The organism is Pseudomonas sp. BN606, from assembly GCF_029873115.1.
Classification (GTDB): Bacteria; Pseudomonadota; Gammaproteobacteria; order Pseudomonadales; family Pseudomonadaceae; genus Metapseudomonas.
In genome coordinates this window covers 66,659-91,455 of the sequence record NZ_SSOF01000053.1, presented here as the reverse complement: position 1 = coordinate 91,455, position 24,797 = coordinate 66,659, and the positions used below count along the sequence as shown (strand labels likewise).

21 protein-coding genes are annotated in these 24,797 nt (G+C 61.4%); all 21 read right to left on the bottom strand.

What is annotated here, in order from left to right:
- Positions 1-129: 129 nt before the first annotated feature.
- On the bottom strand, positions 130-1,419 hold the full coding sequence (gene eno / locus E8E75_RS08865) for a phosphopyruvate hydratase (protein WP_120654875.1): 1,290 nt from the start codon (positions 1,417-1,419) through the stop codon (positions 130-132).
- Positions 1,420-1,563: 144 nt separating this feature from the next.
- Entirely contained in the window at positions 1,564-2,409 is an 846-nt protein-coding gene (gene kdsA / locus E8E75_RS08860; RefSeq protein WP_120654874.1) for a 3-deoxy-8-phosphooctulonate synthase, read from the bottom strand.
- A 3-nt stretch (positions 2,410-2,412) separates the two neighbouring features.
- The gene (locus tag E8E75_RS08855; RefSeq protein WP_120654873.1) at positions 2,413-4,044 is read right to left on the bottom strand and encodes a CTP synthase; all 1,632 of its coding nucleotides are present in this window, start codon (positions 4,042-4,044) and stop codon (positions 2,413-2,415) included.
- A 173-nt stretch (positions 4,045-4,217) separates the two neighbouring features.
- Positions 4,218-5,534, bottom strand: coding sequence for a tRNA lysidine(34) synthetase TilS (gene tilS / locus E8E75_RS08850; protein WP_153920832.1), 1,317 nt, complete (start codon positions 5,532-5,534; stop codon positions 4,218-4,220).
- Positions 5,535-5,603: 69 nt separating this feature from the next.
- Entirely contained in the window at positions 5,604-6,554 is a 951-nt protein-coding gene (gene accA, locus E8E75_RS08845; protein WP_120654871.1) for an acetyl-CoA carboxylase carboxyl transferase subunit alpha, read from the bottom strand.
- Positions 6,555-6,681: 127 nt separating this feature from the next.
- The gene (gene dnaE, locus E8E75_RS08840; RefSeq protein ID WP_120654870.1) at positions 6,682-10,206 is read right to left on the bottom strand and encodes a DNA polymerase III subunit alpha; all 3,525 of its coding nucleotides are present in this window, start codon (positions 10,204-10,206) and stop codon (positions 6,682-6,684) included.
- A 106-nt stretch (positions 10,207-10,312) separates the two neighbouring features.
- Positions 10,313-10,915: a ribonuclease HII gene (gene rnhB, locus E8E75_RS08835; RefSeq protein WP_120654869.1), complete on the bottom strand. Its 603-nt coding sequence runs from the start codon at positions 10,913-10,915 to the stop codon at positions 10,313-10,315.
- Entirely contained in the window at positions 10,915-12,048 is a 1,134-nt protein-coding gene (lpxB, locus tag E8E75_RS08830; protein WP_120654868.1) for a lipid-A-disaccharide synthase, read from the bottom strand. Before lpxB ends, rnhB begins: the two co-directional genes overlap by 1 nt.
- Positions 12,049-12,052: 4 nt before the next feature.
- Complete coding sequence (lpxA, locus tag E8E75_RS08825) at positions 12,053-12,829, bottom strand: acyl-ACP--UDP-N-acetylglucosamine O-acyltransferase (RefSeq protein ID WP_120654867.1); 777 nt, start codon at positions 12,827-12,829, stop codon at positions 12,053-12,055.
- On the bottom strand, positions 12,826-13,266 hold the full coding sequence (gene fabZ / locus E8E75_RS08820; protein ID WP_077527680.1) for a 3-hydroxyacyl-ACP dehydratase FabZ: 441 nt from the start codon (positions 13,264-13,266) through the stop codon (positions 12,826-12,828). Before fabZ ends, lpxA begins: the two co-directional genes overlap by 4 nt.
- Positions 13,267-13,314: 48 nt before the next feature.
- Positions 13,315-14,376 (bottom strand): UDP-3-O-(3-hydroxymyristoyl)glucosamine N-acyltransferase, encoded by a 1,062-nt coding sequence (gene lpxD / locus E8E75_RS08815; RefSeq protein ID WP_120654866.1) that lies wholly within the window; start codon positions 14,374-14,376, stop codon positions 13,315-13,317.
- Positions 14,376-14,879 carry an OmpH family outer membrane protein gene (locus tag E8E75_RS08810; protein ID WP_120654865.1) on the bottom strand — a complete coding sequence of 168 codons (504 nt, stop codon included), beginning with the start codon at positions 14,877-14,879 and terminating at the stop codon, positions 14,376-14,378. The genes lpxD and E8E75_RS08810 overlap by 1 nt, the downstream gene beginning before the upstream one ends.
- Positions 14,880-14,921: 42 nt before the next feature.
- Positions 14,922-17,273: an outer membrane protein assembly factor BamA gene (bamA, locus tag E8E75_RS08805; RefSeq protein WP_120654864.1), complete on the bottom strand. Its 2,352-nt coding sequence runs from the start codon at positions 17,271-17,273 to the stop codon at positions 14,922-14,924.
- Positions 17,274-17,347: 74 nt separating this feature from the next.
- A complete protein-coding gene (gene rseP, locus E8E75_RS08800) occupies positions 17,348-18,700 on the bottom strand; it encodes a sigma E protease regulator RseP (protein WP_153920830.1) in 1,353 nt (450 codons plus the stop codon).
- Between the two features lie 39 nt (positions 18,701-18,739).
- Complete coding sequence (ispC, locus tag E8E75_RS08795; RefSeq protein ID WP_120654862.1) at positions 18,740-19,930, bottom strand: 1-deoxy-D-xylulose-5-phosphate reductoisomerase; 1,191 nt, start codon at positions 19,928-19,930, stop codon at positions 18,740-18,742.
- On the bottom strand, positions 19,927-20,742 hold the full coding sequence (locus E8E75_RS08790) for a phosphatidate cytidylyltransferase (RefSeq protein ID WP_120654861.1): 816 nt from the start codon (positions 20,740-20,742) through the stop codon (positions 19,927-19,929). Before E8E75_RS08790 ends, ispC begins: the two co-directional genes overlap by 4 nt.
- Positions 20,736-21,497, bottom strand: coding sequence for a polyprenyl diphosphate synthase (gene uppS / locus E8E75_RS08785; protein WP_120654860.1), 762 nt, complete (start codon positions 21,495-21,497; stop codon positions 20,736-20,738). The genes E8E75_RS08790 and uppS overlap by 7 nt, the downstream gene beginning before the upstream one ends.
- A gap of 14 nt (positions 21,498-21,511) precedes the next feature.
- Positions 21,512-22,069 carry a ribosome recycling factor gene (frr, locus tag E8E75_RS08780; protein ID WP_120654859.1) on the bottom strand — a complete coding sequence of 186 codons (558 nt, stop codon included), beginning with the start codon at positions 22,067-22,069 and terminating at the stop codon, positions 21,512-21,514.
- The gene (gene pyrH, locus E8E75_RS08775) at positions 22,066-22,809 is read right to left on the bottom strand and encodes a UMP kinase (RefSeq protein WP_077527672.1); all 744 of its coding nucleotides are present in this window, start codon (positions 22,807-22,809) and stop codon (positions 22,066-22,068) included. The genes frr and pyrH overlap by 4 nt, the downstream gene beginning before the upstream one ends.
- Positions 22,810-23,007: 198 nt before the next feature.
- Positions 23,008-23,877, bottom strand: a complete 870-nt coding sequence (gene tsf, locus E8E75_RS08770; protein WP_120654858.1) for a translation elongation factor Ts — start codon at positions 23,875-23,877, stop codon at positions 23,008-23,010.
- A 126-nt stretch (positions 23,878-24,003) separates the two neighbouring features.
- A complete protein-coding gene (gene rpsB / locus E8E75_RS08765; RefSeq protein ID WP_280358544.1) occupies positions 24,004-24,744 on the bottom strand; it encodes a 30S ribosomal protein S2 in 741 nt (246 codons plus the stop codon).
- Positions 24,745-24,797 lie beyond the last annotated feature (53 nt).

Sequence of the window (24,797 nt, the reverse complement as noted above, 5' to 3'; positions counted from 1 at the left end):
TGCGCTGCCCTTCTACCAGTCCCTGCCGGCTGGGCAGGTTGAAATCAGGTGATAACGCGCAGTTTACATGAAGTAAAGAGGCATTCAGCGGCTGATTTCAACCCGGCCTGACCGATTGCAGCTGCGGACTTAGCCGCGGAACTCGGCACGGCCACGGTACGGCGCTTTCTCGCCCAGTTGCTCTTCGATACGCAGCAGCTGGTTGTACTTGGAAACGCGGTCGGAACGGCACAGGGAGCCAGTCTTGATCTGACCGGCGGCGGTGCCTACGGCCAGGTCGGCGATGGTGCTGTCCTCGGTCTCACCGGAACGGTGGGAGATCACCGCGGTGTAGCCGGCAGCCTTGGCCATCTGGATGGCTTCCAGGGTTTCGGTCAGGGAGCCGATCTGGTTGAACTTGATCAGGATCGAGTTGGCAATGTTCTTTTCGATGCCTTCCTTGAGGATCTTGGTGTTGGTCACGAACAGGTCATCACCTACCAGCTGAACCTTGGTGCCGATCTTGTCGGTCAGGTCTTTCCAGCCGGCCCAGTCGGACTCGTCCATGCCGTCTTCGATGGAGATGATCGGATAACGCTGGGTCAGGCCAGCCAGGTAGTCGGCGAAGCCTGCAGCGTCGAACACTTTGCCTTCACCGGCGAGGTCGTACTTGCCTTCCTTGAAGAATTCGCTGGAGGCGCAGTCCAGAGCCAGGGTCACGTCAGTGCCCAGCTTGTAGCCGGCATTGGCGACAGCTTCGGCGATCGCGGCCAGGGCGTCTTCGTTGGAGGCCAGGTTCGGAGCGAAACCGCCTTCGTCACCGACGGCGGTGTTCAGGCCACGGGCCTTCAGCACGGCTTTCAGGTGGTGGAAGATCTCGGCGCCCATGCGCAGGGCGTCGGCGAAGTTCTTGGCGCCAACCGGCTGCACCATGAATTCCTGGATGTCGACGTTGTTATCGGCATGCTCGCCACCGTTGATGATGTTCATCATCGGTACCGGCATGGAGTACTGACCGGGAGTGCCGTTCAGGTCGGCAATGTGGGCGTAGAGCGGTACACCCTTGGCCTGGGCAGCGGCCTTGGCGGCGGCCAGGGACACGGCGAGGATGGCGTTGGCGCCCAGCTTGGCCTTGTTCTCGGTACCGTCCAGCTCGATCATGGCGCGGTCGAGGGCTTTCTGGTCAGCAGCGTCCTTGCCCAGCAGCAGGTCGCGGATCGGGCCATTGATGTTGCCCACAGCTTTCAGTACGCCCTTGCCCAGGTAACGGCTCTTGTCGCCATCACGCAGTTCCAGTGCCTCGCGGGAACCGGTGGAAGCACCGGACGGCGCGCAAGCGCTGCCGATGATGCCGTTCTCGAGGATCACATCGGCTTCCACGGTGGGGTTGCCACGGGAGTCCAGAACCTCGCGGCCCTTGATGTCGACGATCTTTGCCATTGTTGTTAGCACTCCAAAAGTTGACGAAAACGCTCAGCAGAAAGTGAGGCAATTCGCCGGGCCTCGGGGTCGGCTGACCCGGCGAACGTCCTGACCGATCGGTCAGATTGTGCCCACGCGGCACTTTACCGGAGATCGGCCCGTTCAGGCAGTCTCGATCGGCGGAAAACTCTTGACCAGGTCGTCCAGCTGCTTGAGCTGGGACAGGAAGGGTTCGAGTTTGTTCAGGCGCAAAGCGCAGGGACCATCGCACTTGGCGTTGTCCGGATCCGGATGGGCTTCAAGGAAGAGGCCCGCCAGCCCCTGGCTCATGCCGGCCTTGGCCAGGTCGGTGACCTGGGCACGGCGGCCGCCAGCGGAGTCGGCACGGCCACCCGGCATTTGCAGGGCGTGAGTGACGTCGAAGAAAACCGGGTACTCGAACTGCTTCATGATGCCGAAGCCGAGCATGTCCACGACCAGGTTGTTGTAGCCGAAGGAGGAACCACGCTCGCAGAGGATCAGACGATCATTACCGGCTTCCTCGCACTTGGTGAGGATGTGCTTCATCTCGTGGGGTGCAAGGAACTGGGCCTTCTTGATGTTGATCACCGCACCGGTCTTCGCCATCGCGACCACAAGGTCGGTTTGGCGAGACAGGAAGGCCGGCAGTTGGATGATGTCGCAAACTTCAGCCACCGGAGCTGCCTGATAGGGCTCATGGACGTCGGTGATCACCGGCACGCCGAAGGTCTTCTTCACTTCCTCGAAGATCTTCATGCCCTCTTCCAGGCCCGGGCCGCGGAAGGAGTTGATCGAGGAGCGGTTGGCCTTGTCGAAACTGGCCTTGAACACGTAAGGGATACCGAGCTTCTCGGTCACCTTGACGTACTCCTCGCAGACCTTCAGGGCGAGGTCGCGGGACTCCAGCACGTTCATACCGCCGAACAGCACGAAGGGCTTGTCGTTGGCAATCTCGATGTTACCGACGCGGACGATCTTCTGCGCCATGGCTCAGGCCTTCTTCGCTTTCTGCGCCAAGGCGGCGTTGACGAAGCCGCTGAACAGCGGGTGGCCATAACGCGGCGTGGAGGTGAACTCCGGGTGGAACTGGCAAGCCACGAACCACGGATGATCCGGAGCTTCGACCACTTCTACCAAGGCACCGTCGCCAGAGCGGCCAGTGACCTTCAGGCCGGCTTCCTGCAATTGTGGCAGCAGATTGTTGTTCACTTCGTAGCGGTGGCGATGGCGCTCGACGATCTCGTCCTTGCCATAGCAATCGTGTACCAGGGAGCCGTTCTCCAGCTGGCACGCCTGGGCGCCAAGGCGCATGGTGCCACCGAGGTCAGAGGCTTCAGTACGGATTTCGGTGGCGCCAGTGGCGTCTTCCCACTCGGTGATCAGGCCCACGACCGGGTGGCCGCTGGACTTGTCGAATTCGGTGGAGTTGGCATCGGTCCAGCCCAGCACGTTACGGGCGTACTCGATTACCGCCACCTGCATGCCGAGGCAGATGCCGAGGTAGGGAATCTTGTTCTCGCGGGCAAAGCGCACGGTGGAGATCTTGCCTTCCACGCCGCGCAAGCCGAATCCACCCGGAACCAGGATGGCGTCAACACCTTCCAGCAAGCTGGTGCCCTGGGTTTCGATGTCTTCGGAGTCGATGTAGCGCAGGTTTACCTTGGTGCGACTCTGGATGCCGGCGTGGCTCATCGCTTCGATCAGCGACTTGTACGCATCCAGCAGCTCCATGTACTTGCCGACCATGGCGATGGTGACTTCCTTCTCGGGATTCAGCTTGGCATCCACCACGCGATCCCATTCGGAAAGGTCGGCACTGCCGCATTGCAGGCCAAAACGCTCGACGACGAAATCGTCCAGGCCCTGGGCGTGCAGCACAGACGGGATCTTGTAGATGGTGTCGACGTCCTGCAGGGAGATCACCGCGCGCTCTTCAACGTTGGTGAACAGGGCGATCTTGCGACGGGAGGACAGGTCGACGTCATGGTCGGAACGGCAGACCAGAACATCAGGCTGCAGGCCAATGGAGCGCAGCTCCTTAACCGAGTGCTGGGTCGGCTTGGTCTTGGTCTCGCCAGCGGTGGCGATATACGGAACCAGGGTCAGGTGCATCAGCATGGCGCGCTTGGCGCCCACTTCCACACGCAGCTGACGGATGGCTTCAAGGAACGGCTGGGATTCGATGTCACCAACGGTGCCGCCGATTTCCACAAGGGCCACGTCCGCGCCGGCGGCTCCCTTGATGATGCGGTGCTTGATCTCGTCGGTGATGTGCGGAATCACCTGGATGGTCGCACCCAGGTAGTCACCACGACGCTCCTTGCGCAGCACGTCGGCATAGACGCGGCCGGTGGTGAAGTTGTTGTTCTGGGTCATGGTGGTGCGCACGAAGCGCTCGTAGTGGCCCAGATCGAGGTCGGTCTCGGCGCCGTCCTCGGTCACGAAGACTTCGCCGTGCTGGAAGGGGCTCATGGTACCCGGATCGACGTTGATGTACGGATCGAGCTTGAGCATGGTGACCTTCAGTCCCCGCGCTTCCAGAATGGCGGCCAAGGATGCCGAGGCGATGCCTTTCCCCAAAGAAGAAACAACACCGCCCGTGACGAAGATGTAGCGCGTCATGAAAAACCCTAGAAGTCTGCGTTTAGGCGGAAAGCCGCCGGGGAAAGCGATGAAGGGCTATGGCCTTCAACCATGGAGCGCCGCTGGGGCGCTGCTTCAAAAGCAACAACCGCCGATTCCGAAGGAATCAGCGGAAGCTATGTAAGACGGGAGCGTAGTCTACCGGAAAGACCCTACCAGCTCAAACCTTGGTCATTCGTCGGTGGCATCCAGCGCAGTTGCCCGTCGCCCGCTCCCGGACGGTCCAGCCCCGAAAGGTTGGCGACGGCCAGCAACTCGCCGTCGACAAACAACAGCGGCAATCGGCCGCGGACAAAAGCAGGCAGACGAGCTTCGTTAAGCAGCCGTTTGAGATCGCGACGCCCTCGCCCCGGCAGTTCCAGCACCTCACCTCCCCGGCGATAGCGGACTTCGAGCCTGCCGGCCGGCGGCTCACCCAGCAGGCTCAACCTGCCGTTGCCAGGCAGTTCGAGCGGCAGAGCAGGGTCGGCCCACGAAAAATCGCACTCCGGCGCCGCCAGCCACTCCCCGGACAGCCACCACAACCGTCCGTCGGCACGATGCAGCTCCCCCATCGCAAGGCGCCAGATCGGAGTTGTATCGACGGCGGCATCGCGGAGGTCTTCCCATCCTGCCCAGTGGTTGCTGTCCGGAAGCGTCGTCAACTGTGCGAGCCAGTAACGCAAGGCATTGCGCTGTCGTGGCGGCGATAACGACGCCAGCGCGCCCAGCTCCAGGGACGGCAGTGGCAGCCATGGGAAATCGCTGCCAACTTGGGCACGTTCCAGATCAGCCTCGGCCAACTCACCCAGCAAGCCCTCTGCCTCAGCCATGTGCTCCGCGCTACGGACCAGGCTTTCCGTCACCCTAGGCCAGCGAGACTGCAGCAGCGGGAACACATCGCGACGGAGAAAGTTGCGAGCGAGCGAAGTGTCTGAATTGCTCGGGTCCTCCACCCACTCAAGTCCTTCAGCGCGGGCATAGGCTTCCAGCTCGGCACGGGACGCTTGCAGCAATGGCCTGACCAGGCTACCCAGGCCCAGAGGTCGGCATTGCGGCATACCGGCCAGTCCGCGCACGCCAGCACCTCGCAACAGACGGAAAAGAAGCGTTTCGGCTTGGTCGTCCCGATGCTGTGCGCTGAGCAGCACGTCCCCGGCGCCCATTTGGCCGATGAAAGCGGCGTAGCGTGCGTCCCGCGCAGCGCGCTCCAGGCTCGGCCCGGTATCAACGGTTACCCGCAGCACCGTGAGCGGCACGCCCAATGCGTCGCAGGCCCGTTGGCAGTGGTTTGGCCAGGCATCGGCCGCGGCCTGGAGGCCGTGATGCACATGGATGGCGGATAGCGGCGGCAAGGATTCGCGAATGGCGAGGCGCGCCAACATATGCAGCAGGACAGTGGAATCGAGCCCGCCGGAAAAGGCGACGCGCCAGGCCGGCGCGTGGCGCCAGGACGCCAGGTTCGTCAGAAGGCGGGACTCGGGGGACATGGACGGCTCAAAAAGAAATCGGGCCCCAAGCATAAAGCCGGGGCCCGATCTTTACAGCCTGAAGCGGGATCAGGCTACGCCGTAGCTCATCAGTCGATCATAACGACGAGCCAGCAGATCCTCGTTACTGAGCTTCTGCAGGGTCTTCAGTTGCTCGGAGAGCTCCTTGCGGATCGACTCGGCCGCAGCGGCCGGATCGCGGTGCGCGCCGCCCAGGGGCTCGGCGATCACCTTGTCGACGATACCCAAGCCTTTCAGGCGTTCGGCAGTGATGCCCATGGCTTCAGCTGCGTCCGGCGCTTTCTCGGCCGTTTTCCACAGAATGGATGCGCAACCTTCCGGCGAAATCACCGAGTAGGTGGAGTACTGCAGCATGTTCAAGCGGTCGCAGACACCAATGGCCAGCGCGCCGCCGGAACCACCCTCGCCAATCACGGTGGCGATGATCGGGGTCTTCAGGCGGGCCATGACACGCAGGTTCCAGGCGATGGCTTCGCTCTGGCCGCGCTCCTCGGCATCGATACCCGGGTAGGCACCGGGGGTATCGATGAAGGTGAGGATCGGCATCTTGAAGCGCTCGGCCATTTCCATCAGGCGGCAAGCCTTGCGGTAGCCCTCCGGGCGCGGCATGCCGAAGTTGCGGCGAACCTTCTCGCGCACTTCACGGCCCTTCTGATGGCCGATGACCATGACCGGCTCATCGTTCAGACGGGCGATACCGCCAACGATCGCGGCGTCGTCGGAGAAATGACGATCCCCGTGCAGCTCGTCGAACTCGGCGAAGATGTGCTCGATGTAGTCAAGGGTGTAGGGCCGGCGCGGATGGCGCGCCAGCTGGGCGATCTGCCAGCTGCTGAGATTGCCGAAGATGCTTTCGGTGAGCGCACTGCTCTTCTCCTGCAGGCGCGAAATCTCGTCGGTGATATTCAGGGCGTTGTCGTTACCGACCAGACGCAGCTCCTCGATCTTGGCTTGCAGATCGGCGATGGGCTGTTCGAAATCCAGAAAGTTCGGGTTCATAGGCTTCCGTCGTGCGCTTGGGGCCAGGCGGCTGGTTCCATTTGGCGCCCTACCTTAAGGGATCGGGCGCGTTCGGGTCGAGATCAAATCGAAATCGGGCCGCTGCGAGCGTGCAATCACGTTCGCATCAGCGGTAGTGCAGGAAGACGTTGTCGCGCCCGAACTGGTCACGCAATGCCTGAATCAAAGCGTCGGCCGGTGCGATTCGCCAGTTGTCGCCGAACTGCAGCACAGCCTTCGCGTCATTACCGCTGTAGTCCAGCGTCAGCGGGCAGGAGCCGCGATGGCGGCCGCAAAGTTCAGCCAACCAGCGCAAGCGATCGCCTTGCAGGGCGCTGAAATCCACTTTCATGCGCAGGCTCTCGGCGAGGCCGGTGCGCGCCTCTTCCAGGCTAAGCACGCGCTTGGCGCGCAAGCGCAGGCCGCCGGAGAAATCGTCATGGCTGACCTCCCCTTCGACAACCACCAGGGCGTCGGTCTGCAGCAGCCCCTGGGCAGTGTTGAAGGCCTCGGCGAAGAGCGAGGCTTCGATGCGGCCGGAGCGGTCGTCAAGGGTGATGAAGCCCATCTTGTCGCCTTTCTTGTTCTTCATTACCCGCAAGTTGACGATCAGGCCGGCAATGATCTGGGTGTCGCGCGCTGGCTTGAGCTCGACGATGCGCTGGCGGGCGAAGCGGCGGATCTCGCCTTCGTACTCGTCGATCGGGTGACCGGTGAGGTACAGGCCCAGGGTTTCCTTCTCGCCCTTCAGGCGCTCCTTGAGGGATAGCTCCTTGGCGTTGCGGTGATTGGCGTACATGTCGGCCTCAGGCTCGGCGAACAGGCCGCCGAAGAGGTCCATGTGCCCGCTGTCATGACTGCGAGCGGTCTGCTCCGCCGCCTGGATGGCCTCTTCCATGGCGGCCAGCAGCACCGCTCGGTTGCGGTCAATGCCAGCCTGATAAGCCTTGGGCTCGTTGCTGAAGAACGGTCCTAGGCGATCGAGCGCTCCACCCCGAATCAGGGCCTCCAGGGTGCGCTTGTTGATGCGCTTGAGGTCGACACGGTTGCAGAAGTCAAACAGGTCCTTGAACGGACCACCTTCGGCGCGGCATTCGGTAATGGCCTCCACCGGTCCCTCACCCACGCCCTTGATGGCGCCCAGGCCGTAGACGATCTGGCCGTCATTGTCGACGGTGAAGCGGTATTCGGAATTGTTCACGTCTGGGGCGACGATGCGCAGCTTCATGTGCCGGCATTCTTCGATCAGCGTCACCACCTTGTCGGTGTTGTGCATATCCGCAGTGAGCACCGCGGCCATGAAGGGTGCCGGGAAGTGCGCCTTGAGCCACGCGGTCTGGTACGAGACCCAGCCGTAGGCGGCGGAGTGGGACTTGTTGAAGCCGTAGCCGGCGAACTTTTCCACCAGGTCGAAGATGTTGCCCGAGAGGTTCGGGTCGATGCCGTTGTTGGAGCAGCCTTCAATGAAGCCGCCGCGCTGCTTGGCCATTTCCTCGGGTTTCTTCTTACCCATGGCACGTCGCAGCATATCCGCGCCACCAAGGGTGTAGCCGGCCATCACCTGAGCGATCTGCATCACCTGTTCCTGGTACAGGATGATGCCGTAGGTGGGCTTGAGCACCGGCTCGAGGCCGGCGTACTGGTAGTCGGGGTGCGGGTAGGAAAGCTCGGCACGGCCGTGCTTGCGGTTGATGAAGTCATCCACCATGCCGGACTGAAGCGGACCCGGGCGGAACAGCGCCACCAGGGCGATCATGTCCTCCAGGCAGTCGGGCTTGAGCTTCTTGATCAGTTCCTTCATGCCGCGCGATTCGAGCTGGAAGACCGCGGTGGTCTCCGCCTTCTGCAGCATGTCGTAGGTTTTCTTGTCGTCCAGCGGGATGCGGTCGATGTCGACCAGGGGCTTGCCCAGCTTCTCCTGCTCCCGATTGATCATCTCCATGGCCCACTTGATGATCGTCAGGGTACGCAGGCCGAGGAAGTCGAACTTCACCAGGCCGGCGGCCTCCACATCGTCCTTGTCGAACTGGGTCACCAGGCCGGTGCCCTCTTCGTCACAGGCGATCGGAGAAAAATCGGTAAGTTTGGTCGGCGCGATCACTACACCACCGGCGTGCTTGCCGGTGCCCCGGGTGATGCCTTCCAGCTTCAGGGCCATGTCCCAGATTTCCTGGGCCTCTTCGTCCACCTTGAGGAAGTCCCGCAGCGCTTCTTCCTGGTTGAACGCGGCCTCCAGGGTCATACCCACTTCGAACGGGATCATCTTCGACAGACGATCCGCCAATCCGTAGGACTTGCCCTGCACGCGCGCCACGTCGCGCACCACCGCCTTGGCCGCCATGGAGCCGAAGGTGATGATCTGGCTCACCGCATTGCGTCCGTACTTGTCGGCCACGTAGTCGATCACCCGGTCGCGGCCATCCATGCAAAAGTCGACGTCGAAGTCGGGCATGGATACCCGCTCAGGGTTGAGGAAGCGCTCGAACAGCAGGTCGTAGGCCAATGGGTCGAGGTCGGTGATCTTCAGTACGTAGGCAACCAGGCTGCCGGCACCCGAGCCCCGGCCCGGCCCTACCGGCACGCCATTGTTCTTGGCCCACTGGATGAAGTCCGCAACGATCAGGAAGTAGCCGGGGAAGCCCATCTGGATGATCGTGCCGAGTTCGAACTCCAGGCGATCGATGTAGAGCTGGCGTTTCTCTTCGTAATCGGGCGTGGTTTCCTTCGGCAAGAGCACGGCCAGGCGCTCTTCCAGGCCCTCGAAGGAGGCATGACGGAGGTAGTCATCGATGCTCATGCCGTTGGGTGTGGGGAAATCGGGCAGGAAGTGCTTGCCCAGTTGCACCTCGATGTTGCAACGCTTGGCAATCTCGACGGTGTTCTCCAGCGCTTCCGGAATATCGGCGAACAGCTCGGCCATTTCCTCAGGAGACTTGAGGTACTGCTGATCGGAGTAGTTGCGAGGACGGCGCGGGTCATCGAGGACACGGCCCTCGCCGATGCAAACGCGGGTCTCGTGGGCCTCGAAGTCGCCGGGCTTGATGAAACGCACGTCGTTAGTGGCCACGAGCGGCGCACCACAGCGGCTGGCCAGGGCGACGGCAGCGTGGACGTGCTCCTCGTCGTTGATGCGAGAGGTACGCTGCAGCTCCAGATAGAAGCGGTCGGGGAACACACTCTGCCACTCAGCCAGCATGGCCTCGGCGCTCGCCGGGTCATTGTTGAGGAGGGCCATGCCGATCTCGCCCTCCTTGGCACCGGACAGGGCGATCAGGCCTTCGGCCGCCTCCTTCACCCATTCGCGCTGGATAATCACCAGGCCATTGCTCTGACCGTCGGACCAGCCGCGGGAAACTAGCTCGGTCAGGTTGCGGTAACCCTTGGCGTTCATCGCCAGGAGCGTCATGCGGCTGAGCGGGCCGTCCTCGAAGGGACTGGCCAGCCAGATGTCCGCGCCGCAGATGGGCTTGATGCCGCCGCCCATGGCGGTCTTGTAGAACTTCACCAGCGAGCACATGTTGCTCTGGTCGGTGATCGCCACCGCCGGCATGCCCGCTCCCGCCACGGCCTTGACCAGTGGCTTGACCCGTACCAGGCCGTCTACCAGGGAGTATTCGGAATGCAGACGCAGATGGACGAAAGAAGCGGTCATGGAAGTCCTATGCAAAACGCGAAAACGACAGGGCCCGGATTGTACCGGGCCCTCGGACAAAGCTACAGGCTTGGGGCAAGGTCGCGGATAGGCGCGACATTGCGCCTCAATAACCGCCTTCGATGAGATCCCGGACCGGGCCGAAAGAACGGCGATGGATTGAGGTGGGGCCCAGTCGGCGCAAGGCTTCCAGATGGACGGCCGTGGGGTAACCCTTGTGTCCGGCGATGCCGTAACCCGGGTAAAGCGCGTCCAGTTCGGCCATTTCACGGTCACGGCTGACCTTGGCCAGGATGGACGCGGCGGCGATCGCGGGAACCTGGCTGTCGCCTTTGACCACAGGAGCGCTGGGCACCTTGAGCTTGGGACAACGGTTGCCGTCGATAAGGGCCAGCTTCGGCGTCACACTGAGGCCCTCCACTGCGCGCTGCATGGCCAGCATGGTCGCGTGAAGGATGTTCAGCTGATCGATCTCTTCCACTTCGGCGCGCGCGATACACCAGGCCAGAGCCTTTTCGCGTATTTCGTCGAACAGCGCATCACGACGGGCTTCGGAGAGCTTCTTCGAATCGTTAAGGCCGAGGATCGGCCGTGCCGGGTCGAGGATCACCGCGGCCGTCACCACCGGACCACAGAGGGGGCCACGGCCAACTTCGTCGACACCAGCCACCAACTCTTCTACCAGACTGAAATCCAGACCGAGTTGCATCAGGACACTCCAATCAATTTCAGGATGGCATCGGCCGCCTCGCGCGAGGCGTCTCGGCGCAGAGCGCGATGAATGACGTCGAAACCGTGCGTCTGCACCTCGCCGTCGTCGAGCAGGGGCGAAACGGCCTGGGCAAGCGCCTCCGGCGTAGCGGCATCCTGCAGCAGCTCGGGCACCAGCAAGCGCTGGGCCAGCAGGTTGGGCAAGGACACGTACGGGCTTTTCACCAGGCGCTTGAGAATCCGATAAGTCAGCGGTGCCACCTTGTAGGCCACCACCATCGGGCGCTTGTACAACAGTGCCTCCAGGGTGGCTGTCCCAGAGGCGATCAGTACCGCGTCGCAAGCGGCCAGAGCGTCATGGGAGCGGCCGTCGAGCAACTTCAACGGCAAGTTTCGACTGGCTAGCATCGCCTCGATCTGCACCCTCCGCTCCGGGCTCGCACACGGCAGAACGAAACGGATACCGGGGCGAATCGAACGCAGACGCTCGGCAGCATCGAGGAACAACTCCCCCAGCCTGCCCACTTCACCACCGCGGCTACCGGGTAGTAGCGCTACAACGGCAGAGTCTTCCGGCAAGTCCAGCGCCCTGCGAGCGGCTGAGCGATCGGCCTCCAGCGGGATGGCATCGGCCAGCGGATGCCCGACAAATCGGACCGGAACGCCTTTCTCTTCGTAGAAACGTGCTTCGAAGGGGAAGAGCGTGAGCATCAGATCGCAGCCTTCGCGGATCTTCAGTACACGTTTCTGCCGCCAAGCCCAGACCGAAGGGCTGACGTAATGCACTGTCTTGATACCGGCACGACGAAGCTTGAGTTCGACGCCGAGGGTGAAGTCAGGTGCATCGATTCCAATAAAAACGTCAGGGCGCTCGTCGATCAGGGTCCGGATGAGCTGTTTGCGGCGTGCCAGCAGCTCCGGGAGGCGCCCAAGGACTTCCACCAGTCCCATGACTGCCAGGCGTTCCATGGGGAAATAGGATTCCAACCCTTCTGCCTGCATAAGCGGGCCGCCAACGCCAATGAACTGGGCGTCAGGATGGCGCGCCTTTAGCGCGTGCATCAGGGTGGAGCCGAGAATATCGCCGGACGCCTCGCCGGCAACCAGCGCGATGCGCAATGGACGGTTCATGTGCTCAGCGGGTAATGCCGCGGGTCGAGGACTGGATGGAGTCGCGGAAAACTGCCACTTCCGGGAACTGCGCAGCGGACTCGGCCAGTTCGGCCAGCGCCTGCTCCACGGTCAACCCCTGGCGATAGACCACCTTGTAGGCACGACGCAGAGCGGCGATGGCCTCGGCACTGAAGCCACGACGTCGCATGCCTTCGAAGTTCATGCTGCGGGCCTCGGCTGGGTTGCCGAAAACCGTGACGTATGCCGGAACATCCTTGCCGATTGCCGTGCCCATACCGGAGAAGCTGTGGGCGCCGATGCGGCAGAACTGGTGGACCAGGGTATAGCCGGACAGGATCGCCCAGTCATCCACATGTACGTGGCCGGCCAGTGCGGTGTTGTTGACCAGGATGCAATTGTTGGCGATCACGCTGTCGTGACCGATATGCACGTAGGCCATCAGCAGATTGTGGTCGCCGATAGTGGTCTCGGAGCGGTCCTGCACGGTGCCACGATGGATGGTCACGCCTTCGCGGATCACATTGTGGTCACCGATCACCAGGCGCGTGGGTTCACCCTTGTACTTGAGGTCAGGCGTGTCTTCACCCACCGAAGAGAACTGGTAGATGCGATTGTGCTTGCCAATACGGGTCGGTCCCTTGATGACCACATGCGGTCCGACCACGGTCCCCTCGCCGACTTCCACATCGGGTCCAATGATCGACCAGGGGCCGACCTGAACTCCATCCGCCAGCTTGGCTGCCGGATCGATAATGGCGCGAGGGTCAATCAAACTCATAGTTTGCGTTCCGCACAGATAATCTCGGCCGAGCATACTTCCTTGCCATCGACGCTGGCATGGCAGTCGAACTTCCAGATGCCGCGTTTGACGCTGAGGAACTGCGCACTGAGGATCAACTGATCGCCCGGTAGCACCGGCTGGCGGAAGCGCAGCTTATCGGAACCCACGAAGTAATAAAGGGTGCCGTCCGCAGGCTTGACGTCGAGCATCTTGAAGCCAAGGATGCCCGCCGCCTGGGCCATGGCCTCGATGATCAGTACGCCCGGCATGATGGGATGCTGCGGGAAGTGGCCATTGAAGAAGGGCTCGTTGATGCTGACATTCTTGTAGGCGCGAATGCGCTTGCCTTCAACATCCAGCTCCACCACCCGATCTACCAGGAGGAAAGGGTAGCGGTGCGGCAGATATTCGCGAATCTCGTTGATGTCCATCATGTTCCTGGAGCCTTTTCAGAGGATTGGGGATGCACGGCGCGGCGTGAATCACGCTTCTGATGAAGCATCCCCGCCCGGGGTCACTGCCGCCAGGCGTTTTTCCAGTTGCTGCAGACGACGCGCCATGTCGTCCAACTGGCGGATCCGGGCAGCGCTCTTCTTCCAATCCGCGGCAGTCTGCATCGCGGTACCGGAGGAATAAGCACCCGGCTCGGTGATATTGCGAGTCACCATGGTCATGCCGGTGACAAACACGTTGTCGCAGACCTCGATATGGCCAACCATGCCCACGCCACCGGCGATCATGCAGTTGCGGCCAATCTTGGTGCTGCCGGAAATGCCCACACAGCCAGCCATGGCGGTGTTGTCACCGACCTGCACGTTGTGGGCGATCATGATCTGGTTATCCAGCTTCACGCCATTGCCGATCAGCGTATCGGAGAGGGCACCACGGTCGATGGTGGTATTGGCCCCCACTTCCACGTCGTCGCCCAGGGTAACGCCGCCGATCTGTGCGATTTTCTGCCAAACGCCCTTTTCGTTGGCGAAGCCGAAGCCCTCACCGCCTATCACGGCACCGGACTGGATCACGACACGCTTGCCGATCTTCACGTCGTGATAAAGGGTCACGCGTGGCGCGAGCCAGCCGCCCTCACCAATCACGGTACGGGCACCTACGACGCAGTGGGCGCCCAAGGTCACTCCGGCCCCGATCTGCGCACCGGACTCGATCACCGCATAAGCTCCAACGCTGGCACTCGGGTCAACCTTGGCATCAACCGCCACCACAGCGGTCGGATGAATGCCGGGCTGAGCCTTCGGCTTCGGGTCGAACAAGTGGGATAGCTCGGCGTAGGCCAGATAGGGATTGGGTACCACCAGCGCGTCGCCGGCAAAGCCCTCGGCATCAGCCTGAGTCAGCAACACCGCTCCCGCCTTGCAGTCGGCAAGGAACTTGCGGTACTGCGGATTAGCCAGGAAGCTGAGGTGGCCAGGGCCGGCCTCCTGCAGGGTGGCCAGGCCGGTGATCGCTTTTTCCTCGGAACCACGCACGGTGGCTCCGAGACGCTCAGCCAGTTGGCCCAGAGTGAAGACCGGAGTTGCCATCATCAGCGCTGCTGGTTCATGCGCTCAATGACTTGGCGGGTGATGTCGTACTGCGGCTTGACATCAACCACAGCACCACGCTCCAGCACCAGGTCATAGCTGCCTTGCTTCAGGACTTCTTCAACAGCCTTGTCCAGCTTCGGCTTGAGCTGCTTGAGCATGTCGCGGTCAGCAACGGCCTTGGCTTCGTTCAGTTCCTTGGACTGGAACTGGAAATCGCGGGCCTTCTGCTTGAATTCAAGCTCCAAGCGCTCACGTTCGGCTTGTTGCATCTTCTCGCCGTCTTTCACCAGACGGTCCTGGATACGTTTGGCGTCGCTCTCCAGGGTCTTCAGTTTGTTCAGCTGGGGACCGAATTTCTTCTCGGCATCGACCGCGTACTTCTTGGCGGCGTCGGACTCGAGCAGGGCCATTTGATAGTTCAGTACCGCAATCTTCATTTCCGCGAAGGCCGGAGTCGCCATCATGGCAGCGGCAACCAGAACGAATTGAGTCAACTTACGCACGATGCAACTCCTGCAACACTTACTGTTGTCTTGAAATAACACTTAGAAGGTCTGGCCCAGAGAGAACTGGAACACCTGGGTATCGGCATTGTCCGGTTTCTTGACAGGCATGCCCAGACTGAAGCTCAGCGGACCCAATGCAGTGATCCAGGTCAGGCCGACACCCACGGAACTGGCCAGGTCACCGGCGTTGATGCTGCTGCAGTTGGTCGCAGTAGACGAGCAACTGGTATCGAATACGTTACCCACATCCCAGAACAGCACAGTACGCAACTGGCGCTGGTCCTTGACGAATGGCATCGGGAACAGCAACTCGACACCACCCTGGATCAGAACGTTGCCACCGAAAGGCAGCGGATCCTGGTCCGGGTCGAAAGCAGTGCCCGGCTTGGTACCTTTGCTCGGTGTGCTGCGTGGGCCCAGGCTGCTGTCTTCGAAGCCACGCACGGAGTTGAAGCCACCCGCGAAGTAATGCTCGTAGAACGGCAGCTCGGAAGTGGAGCCGTAGCTGTCGCCGTAGCCCAACTCGGTGTGCCAGCGCAGGGCAGTGTTCTGGCTCAGCGGAGTGAACAACTGACCGCGGTAGTCGAGCTTGTAGAACGACAGGTCGCTACCCGGAATGGTGCTTTCCAGCACCAGGCTCTGGGAATGACCACGAGTGGCCAGCACGCCTTTGTTCAGGGTCGATTCGGACCAGCCGATGGAGCCCTTGAAGTTCAGGTAGCTGTCGCCTTCCTGATCGATGAAGTCAAAGATCTCGTCGACGGTATAGATGCCGGTGTTGATCTTGTCCTGCTGCACGGTCAGGCCGTAGGTAAGGCGCCCGGTCTCACTGATCGGGTAGCCGATGCTGACGCCCGCGCCGTAGCTGTCCACCGCATAGCTGGATACGTCCACGTCGAGGTCGTCGTAGTCGGTGCTGCGATAGAAGGCGTTGTAGCCCAGGCTCACGCCGTCCGGTGTCCAGTAGGGGTCAACGAAACCGAAGTTGTAGCGGGTCTGGTACTCGGAACGCGTCAGGCCAATGCTGACCTTGTTACCGGTGCCCAGGAAGTTGTTCTGGCTGATGGAGCCGCCCAGGATCAGGCCCGCACTCTGGGCGAAGCCCACGCTGGCGGTGATGGAGCCGGACGGCTGCTCTTCCACGGTGTAGTTCACGTCGACCTGGTCGTCGGTGCCAGGCACCTGCGGGGTCTCGACGTTGACTTCCTTGAAGAAGCCGAGACGCTCAAGACGAGTCTTGGACTGGTCGATGAGGTAGGTCGAGGCCCAGCCACCTTCCATCTGACGCATTTCGCGGCGCAGTACTTCGTCTTCGGTCTTGGTGTTGCCGCGGAAGTTGATACGGTTGACGTAGGCACGTTTACCCGGATCGACCACGAAGGTGATGGAAACGGTGTTGTCCTCGTCATGGGCCTCCGGGACGCCGTTCACGTTGGCGAAGGTATAGCCCTCGTTACCCAGGCGACGGGTTATCAGCTCGGAAGTGGTAGTCATTACCTTGCGCGAGAAGACCTGCCCCTTCTGCACCAGCAGCAGCTTCTTCACTTCGTCTTCGGGAACCTTCAGGTCACCGGAGAGCTTGACGTCGCTGACGGTGTACTTCTCGCCCTCGTCCACGTTCACGGTGACGTAGACGTGCTTCTTGTCCGGAGTGATGGATACCTGGGTGGAGGAGATATCCATGTTGATGTAGCCGCGGTCCAGGTAGTAGGAGCGCAGACGCTCCAAGTCACCGGAGAGTTTCTCGCGGGCGTACTTGTCGTCGTTCTTGAAGAAGGACAGCCAGTTGGTGGTCTTCAGTTCGAACAGGTCGATCAGGTCTTCATCAGAGAAGACAGTATTGCCGACGATGTTGATGTGCTGGATGGCCGCAACGGAGCCTTCGTTGATCTTGATCTTCAGCGCTACGCGGTTACGCGGCTGCGGATTCACATCAGCCTCGATCTCGGCGGAGTATCGGCCTTGGGCCACGTACTGGCGCTGCAGTTCGTTACGCACACCTTCAAGGGTCGCGCGCTGGAAGATTTCACCTTCGGCAAGGCCCGACTGTTTTAGCCCTTTGAGCAGGTCTTCGGTGCTGATGGCCTTGTTGCCTTCGATCTCGATGCTGGAAATCGACGGGCGCTCGACTACGGTAATGACCAGCACATCGCCATCGCGACCCAGTTGGATATCCTGGAAGAAGCCGGTCTTGAACAGTGCGCGGGTAGCTTCGACCAGACGACGGTCGTCCGCGGTGTCACCGACGTTGAGCGGAAGTGCGCCGAACACGCTGCCAGCGGAAACCCGCTGCAGGCCGTTGACGCGAATGTCGGAGATGTTGAAGGACTCGGCGTGAACCTCGGCGATCATGAGTGCGGCAAGCACCGCAGGTAGCAGCAGGCGTTTCATGAAGTCCTTTTTTATTCCAACCGGTAATAAAGAATCTGCCGCACAAGGCGGCAGACTCGAAATTCAGTGACTCGTTACAGACGGCTCAGATCGTTAACCAGGGCGAGCAACATCACCCCCACGACCAGACTGATACCGATCTGCACCCCCCAAGCCTGCACCCGCTCCGATACTGGGCGACGCCGCACCAGTTCGATCAAGTAGAACAGCAGGTGCCCCCCGTCCAGGACAGGAATTGGCAACAGATTGAGAACCCCCAGGCTTATGCTCAGATAGGCGAGGAAGTTCAGAAAATCCCCCACCCCGGACTGGGCCGAAGCGCCCGCCACTTTAGCAATGGTTATCGGCCCGCTCAAGTTTTTTACCGAGAGCTCGCCAAGCAACATTTTCTTTAAGGAATCCAGAGTTAGCAGGCTCATGGACCAGGTTCTGGCCATCGCTTCGGTAACAGCATCCAGCGGTCCGAAACTGACCTCCCGTAGCATTTCAGCGGGCCAATCCACACCTTTCACCCCAGCGCCCAGGTAGCCACTGCGAGCTTCGCCTTCGCCCCGAGCAGCCAGGCTCAATTGAACATCGCGCACATGCCCATCGCTCTCGACACGCAAGGTAACGCGCTCAGCAGGACGTTTGCGGACCCGCTCCACCACCTGCTGCCAATCGTCCAGAGGCTGCCCATCAAGTGCCAACAGGCGGTCGCCAAGCTTGAGACCGGCAGCCTGGGCAGGGCCTTTCGGATCGAGTTCAGCGAGAATCGGCGGAATCGCCGGGCGCCAGGGCGTGATACCAAGGGCGCCGATCGGATCGGGCTCGTCGACGCCTTTGAGCCAGTTGCTCAACTGCAGCTCATGGCTTTGCTCGGTCGAAGCACCGGACTCGCGCACACTCACCCGCAGCGTGCCGCTTTCACCCAGACGGCGCACCAGCTGAAGGTTGACCTGCGACCAGCCAGTGACGACCTCACCATCTACAGAAATGATTTCTTCGCCAGCTTCAAGACCGGCACGGGCAGCAATGCTGTCCGGCGCAATGCTGCCTATCACCGGCTTCACCTGCTGACTGCCGAGCATGGCCAGTACCCAGAAGAACAGCAGTGCGAGTAGGAAGTTGGCGATGGGACCGGCAGCCACAATGGCGATGCGCTGCCCAACAGGTTTGCGATTGAAGGACTGACCAAGCAGCTCTTCGGGCACTTCAGCCTCGCGCTCGTCCAACATCTTCACGTACCCACCGAGGGGGATGGCAGCGACTACGAACTCGGTGCCGTGGCGATCATGCCAGCGGAACAGGGCCTTGCCGAAGCCCACGGAAAAGCGCAGGACCTTGACCCCGCAGCGCCGTGCAACCCAGAAGTGACCAAACTCGTGGAAGGTCACCAGCACCCCGAGGGCGATCAGGGTGCCAACAATCATGTATAGAGCGCTCATCGGTTTCCTCCGGAACAGGCGGGCTGTCTAGGCCACCTGTTACCGCCCTTGACGGACTAACCACTGCTGCGCCGCCGCCCGAGCACGGGCATCCGCCAGCAGTACGGAATCCAGCGTTTCGACCGCATTCGCCGCTTCGCGGTTCAGCACTTCGTCGATGATACTCGCGATCTCTGTGAAGCGGATGCGCCTATCCAGGAATGCCGCCACAGCCACCTCGTTGGCGGCATTGAGCATCGCCGGGGCGCTGCCCCCCTCCTCTGCCGCCTGCCGCGCAAGACGCAGGCATGGGAAGCGCTCTTCGTCCGGCGCCTGGAAGTCCAGACGAGCCACCGCGAACAAGTCCAGCGGCGACACACCGGAATCGATGCGCTCCGGCCAAGCCATTGCGTGGGCGATGGGGGTGCGCATGTCCGGATTGCCGAGCTGCGCCAGTACCGAACCATCCACGTAGTCCACCAGGGAGTGGATAACACTCTGCGGATGTATCACCACTTCAACCTGGGCCGGCCGCGCATCGAAAAGCCAGCAGGCTTCGATCAGCTCGAGACCCTTGTTCATCATGCTGGCCGAATCAACGGAGATCTTTCGCCCCATGGACCAATTCGGGTGGGCGCAGGCTTGCTCGGGCGAAACATCCGGCAGTTGCGCCAGCGGCATCTCACGGAACGGACCGCCTGAGGCGGTCAGCAGGATGCGCCGAACGCCTACGGGAGCCAAACCCTGAGCGTAATCCCGAGGCAGGCACTGAAAGATCGCGTTGTGCTCGCTGTCGATGGGCAGCAGCACGGATCCGCTCTTGCGTACGGCCTGCATGAATAGGGCGCCGGACATGACCAGCGCTTCCTTGTTGGCCAGCAGCACGCGTTTGCCAGCCTCCACGGCTGCCAGGGTAGGCTTGAGGCCGGCGGCACCGACAATAGCGGCCATTACTGCGTCGACCTGCGGATGCGCAGCGACTTCGCAAAGACCCTGCTCGCCAACCAGGACGCGAGTGTGCAATCCGGCCGCCAGCAGGCCGCCTTGCAAGTGACGGGCGGAATCGGCGTCCGGCACCACAGCGAACTCGGGCCGATAGCGCAGACACAGCGCCTCCAACTCGCTCAGGCGACTGAAGCCACTGAGCGCGAAAGCCTGATAGCGATCAGGATGACGACCTATGACGTCGAGGGTGCTGAGACCTATCGAGCCAGTCGCACCCAGAACGGTAATGCGTTGCGGCTGAGTCACAGGGCTCCCCAGCCAGCGGCCCAGAGCAGCGCGGCGAACAGCGGGATGGCCGCGGTCAGGCTATCGATTCGGTCCAGTACGCCACCGTGGCCCGGCAGCAGATTGCTGCTGTCCTTGATGCCGGACTGACGCTTGAACATGCTTTCGGTCAGGTCCCCTACCACCGAGATCAGCACAACCAGGGCTGCACCCACCAAGGCCAGCAACAGCTCGGAACCGACCCATCCACGATAGAAACCGACACCTGCGGTAATCAGGAGACTGGCCAGCAATCCACCCACCAGGCCTTCCCAGCTCTTACCGGGACTCACCTGAGGCGCAAGCTTGCGTTTACCGAAAGCCTTGCCGGAGAAATAGGCGCCGATATCGGCTGCCCAGACCAGCACCATCACTGCCAGGATCAGCCAGTTGGCCAGCGGCCACTGCTTGAACAGGATCAGGCCCTGCCAGGCGGGCAGCAGGATCAACAAACCGATGACCAGCTTGCCAGGTGTTCCACCCCAGTAGCGGCTGGTTTCGGGGTATCCCAACACGAAAACCGTGGCAGCCCCCCACCAGAGCACACCAAGCACCAGTACCAGGGGCGCCATGGCCGGCACGAGATAAAGCCCATAGAGCAGCGCCGCCACGAGAAGTCCGTAAGCGACGCGCAAGGGCTGGGAAGAGAAGCCCGCCAGGCGCGCCCATTCCCAGGCACCGAGGCTCACAACGGCACCGATGAACAGCGCGAAGGCGCCACCGTCCAGCCAGAAGAAACCCGCAAGGGCAATGGGCAGCAACACCAGCGCGGTGATGACGCGTTGTTTCAGCATTTGGCTCGGGCCTCGGCTTCTAGCTGCTCGCTCGTCTTGCCGAAGCGACGCTGGCGCTTTGCGTAGTCGGTCAGCGCCTTACGCATGGCTTCGTGCTTGAAGTCGGGCCAGTAGAGATCGGAGAAATACAGCTCTGCATAAGCGAGCTGCCAAAGCAGGAAGTTGCTGATGCGGTGCTCGCCACCGGTGCGGATGCACAGGTCGGGCAGCGGCAGGTCGCCGGTAACCAGGCAACTTTGCAGCAACTGCGGGGAAATATCGTCCACTTGCAGGTGACCAGCCTGGACCTCTCGCGCCAGGCGCTGTGCGGCCTGGGTGATGTCCCACTGACCGCCATAGTTGGCGGCGACCTGGAGGACGAACTTCTGATGGCTGGCGGTCAACTGTTCGGCTTCGCGCATGGCGGCCTGCAACTCCGGATGGAAGCGCGAGCGATCGCCGATGATGCGCAGCCGGATGTCATTCTGGTTCAGGCGCCGTGCCTCACGGCGCAGCGCCCCCAGGAACAGCTCCATCAGGGCGCTCACCTCGTCAGCCGGGCGCTGCCAGTTCTCACTGGAGAAGGCGAACAGGGTGAGCACTTCGACGCCTGCCTCGGCGCACACCTCGATCACAGCCCGGACCGCATCCACGCCGGCCTTGTGGCCGGCTACGCCAGGCAGCAGACGCTTCTTCGCCCAACGGTTGTTACCGTCCATGATAATCGCCACATGCCGTGGCACCGCGGGGTTCGCGCCTTGCTGGTTCTTGTCCATGACGATTCCGGACGTCAGACGGCCATCAGGTCTTTTTCTTTGTTTTCCAGAGCCTTGTCGACTTCGCCGACGAACTTGTCGGTCAGCTTCTGGACGTCATCAGCGCCACGACGCTCGTCGTCTTCGCTGATTTCCTTTTCCTTGACCAGGTCCTTCAGCTGCGCCAGGGCATCGCGACGGATGTTGCGCACGGCAACACGGGCGTTCTCGGCTTCAGCTCGCGCCTGCTTGGTGAAACCCTTGCGGGTTTCCTCGGTCAGCGCGGGCATCGGTACGCGAATGGTGGTGCCGGCAGTGGCCGGGTTCAGGCCCAGGTCGGAGGTCATGATGGCCTTTTCCACAGCCTGGATCATGCTCTTGTCGAACACGGTCAGGGCCAGGGTACGGGAGTCCTCGGCAATCACGTTGGCAACCTGGCGCAGCGGAGTGTCAGTACCGTAGTAGGACACCATCACGCTATCCAGGATGCTCGGATGCGCGCGCCCGGTGCGGATCTTGGCGAAAGCATGATCCAGCGATTCCAGGGTTTTCTTCATGCGCTCCTGCGCTTCTTGCTTGATCTCGTTGATCACTGTTCGCCCTCCTCGATCAGGGTTCCTTCGGCGCCGCCAACCACGATGTTCAGCAAGGCACCCGGTTTATTCATATTGAAGACCCGCAGCGGCATCTTCTGGTCACGGCACAGACAGATGGCCGTGAGATCCATGACGCCCAGCTTGCGATCCAGCACCTCGTCGTAGGTCAGGCGCTCGAATTTCTCGGCATTGGGGTCCTTGAACGGGTCGGCAGTGTACACGCCATCGACCTTGGTGGCTTTCAGTACCACGTCCGCATCCACCTCGATGGCACGCAGGCACGCGGCCGAGTCAGTGGTGAAGAAGGGGTTGCCGGTACCGGCAGAGAAGATCACCACTTCGCCGGAAGCCAGGTGGCGCATGGCCTTGCGGCGGTCGTAGTGATCGGTCACGCCGACCATGGATATCGCCGACATCACGATGGCCGGGATATTGGAACGTTCCAGCGCATCGCGCATGGCAAGGGCATTCATCACGGTAGCCAGCATGCCCATGTGGTCGCCGGTCACGCGGTCCATGCCAGCGGCGCTGAGGGCCGCACCGCGGAAAAGATTGCCGCCGCCGATTACCAGGCCGACCTGCACGCCGATACCGACCAGTTGGCCGATCTCCAGCGCCATGCGATCGAGGACCTTCGGATCGATACCGAACTCCTCGGACCCCATCAGGGCCTCACCGCTGAGTTTGAGCAGAATGCGTTTATAGCGAGGTTGGCGACCACTCACCTGCTGAGCCATTGCGTATCTCTCCTGCGGCGCTATTGAATTCTTGGGCCTAAAGGCCCGATGTACTGGCGAGTCCTGAGACTGCGCAAACGGCGGTTGGTGCCCGACAACCGGGCCCGCCGTGGAAGCCACCCCAAAATGGCTCCCCAGTTTGACGAAGAGGCCGCGCGCGTGAGCGGGCAGCCTCTTGGGGCGACAGCCGGAGCCGTCTTATTGCTTGGTAGCAGCGACTTGAGCAGCTACTTCGGCAGCGAAGTCGACTTCGACTTTCTCGATGCCTTCACCTACTTCATAACGAACGAAGGAAACGATCTCGGCGCCGGCTTTCTTGGCCAGATCACCTACCTTGACTTCCGGATCCTTGACGAAAGGCTGCTCGACCAGGCTGGCCTCGGCCAGGAACTTGGCGATACGGCCCTTGACCATGTTCTCGACGATGTTTTCCGGCTTGCCGGCGATCTTGTCGGCGTTCAGGGCCAGGAAGATTTCCTTTTCCTTGGCGATGGCTTCTTCGGAAACCTGGGACGAGCTCAGGAACTGCGGATTGCTGGCTGCCACGTGCATGGCGATGTCCTTGGCCAGCTCCGGGTTGCCACCCTTCAGGTTCACGACTACGCCGATGCGGTGGCCGTGCAGGTAGGCGCCAACCACGTCACCTTCAACGCGGCTCAGACGACGGATGTTGACGTTCTCACCGGTCTTGGAAACCAGGGCCAGGCGAGCCTCTTCGCGGGACTCAACCAGCGGAGCAGCGTCGGTCAGCTTCTCGTTGAAAGCCTGTTCCAGGGAAGCGGCAACGAAGGATTTGAAGTCGTCCTGCAGGGCCAGGAAGTCGGTCTGGGAGTTGACTTCGATGATGACGGCAACCTTATTGTCGTCAGCAACCTTGACAGCGATGGCACCTTCGGCGGCGATGTTGCCAGCCTTCTTGGCAGCCTTGATGGCACCAGCGGCACGCATGTCGTCGATGGCCTTTTCGATGTCGCCGTCAGCGGCGGTCAGGGCCTTCTTGCAATCCATCATGCCGAGGCCGGTACGCTCGCGCAGTTCTTTAACCAGGGCTGCAGTAATCTCTGCCATGTCGCAATCCTCTTGAATAGGTTTTCAACCATTCAGCCCGGAATCCGGGCATTCACAATTCGGAGGTGGCAAAAAGGGGGCCTAGCCCCCTTCTTGCGCACCGGGTAACGCTAGAGGGCTGTCAAATCAGCCTTCAGCGGCCTCGGAAGCAGCTTCTTCAACGAACTCGTCAGGGCCACCAACGGCATTCTGACGGCCGCGGATTACAGCATCAGCAACGCTGGCCAGGTACAGCTGAACGGCGCGAATGGCGTCGTCGTTACCCGGAATGACGTAATCAACGCCTTCAGGGCTGCTGTTGGTATCGACTACGCCGATTACCGGGATACCCAGCTTGTTGGCTTCGCTGATGGCGATGCGCTCGTGGTCAACGTCGATCACGAACAGAGCGTCCGGCAGGCCGCCCATATCCTTGATACCACCCAGGCTGCGCTCGAGCTTCTCGAGGTCGCGGGTACGCATCAGGGCTTCTTTCTTGGTCAGTTTGGCGAAGGTGCCGTCCTGGGCCTGGGTTTCCAGGTCGCGCAGACGCTTGATGGACTGACGGATGGTCTTGTAGTTGGTCAGCATGCCGCCCAGCCAGCGGTGATCGACGTACGGGGAGCCGCAACGAGCAGCTTCTTCGCGAACGATCTTGCCAGCGGAACGCTTGGTGCCGACGAACAGAACCTTGTTCTTGCCTACAGCCAGTTTCTCAACGAAGGACAGAGCTTCATTGAACATCGGCAGGGTTTTTTCAAGGTTGATGATGTGGATCTTGTTACGCGCGCCGAAAATGTACTTGCCCATTTTCGGGTTCCAGTAACGGGTCTGGTGGCCGAAGTGCACACCGGCCTTCAGCATATCGCGCATATTGACTTGGGACATTTCTATTCCTCGATAGTCGGGTTAGGCCTCCACGCATCCCAATTTCCAACCCT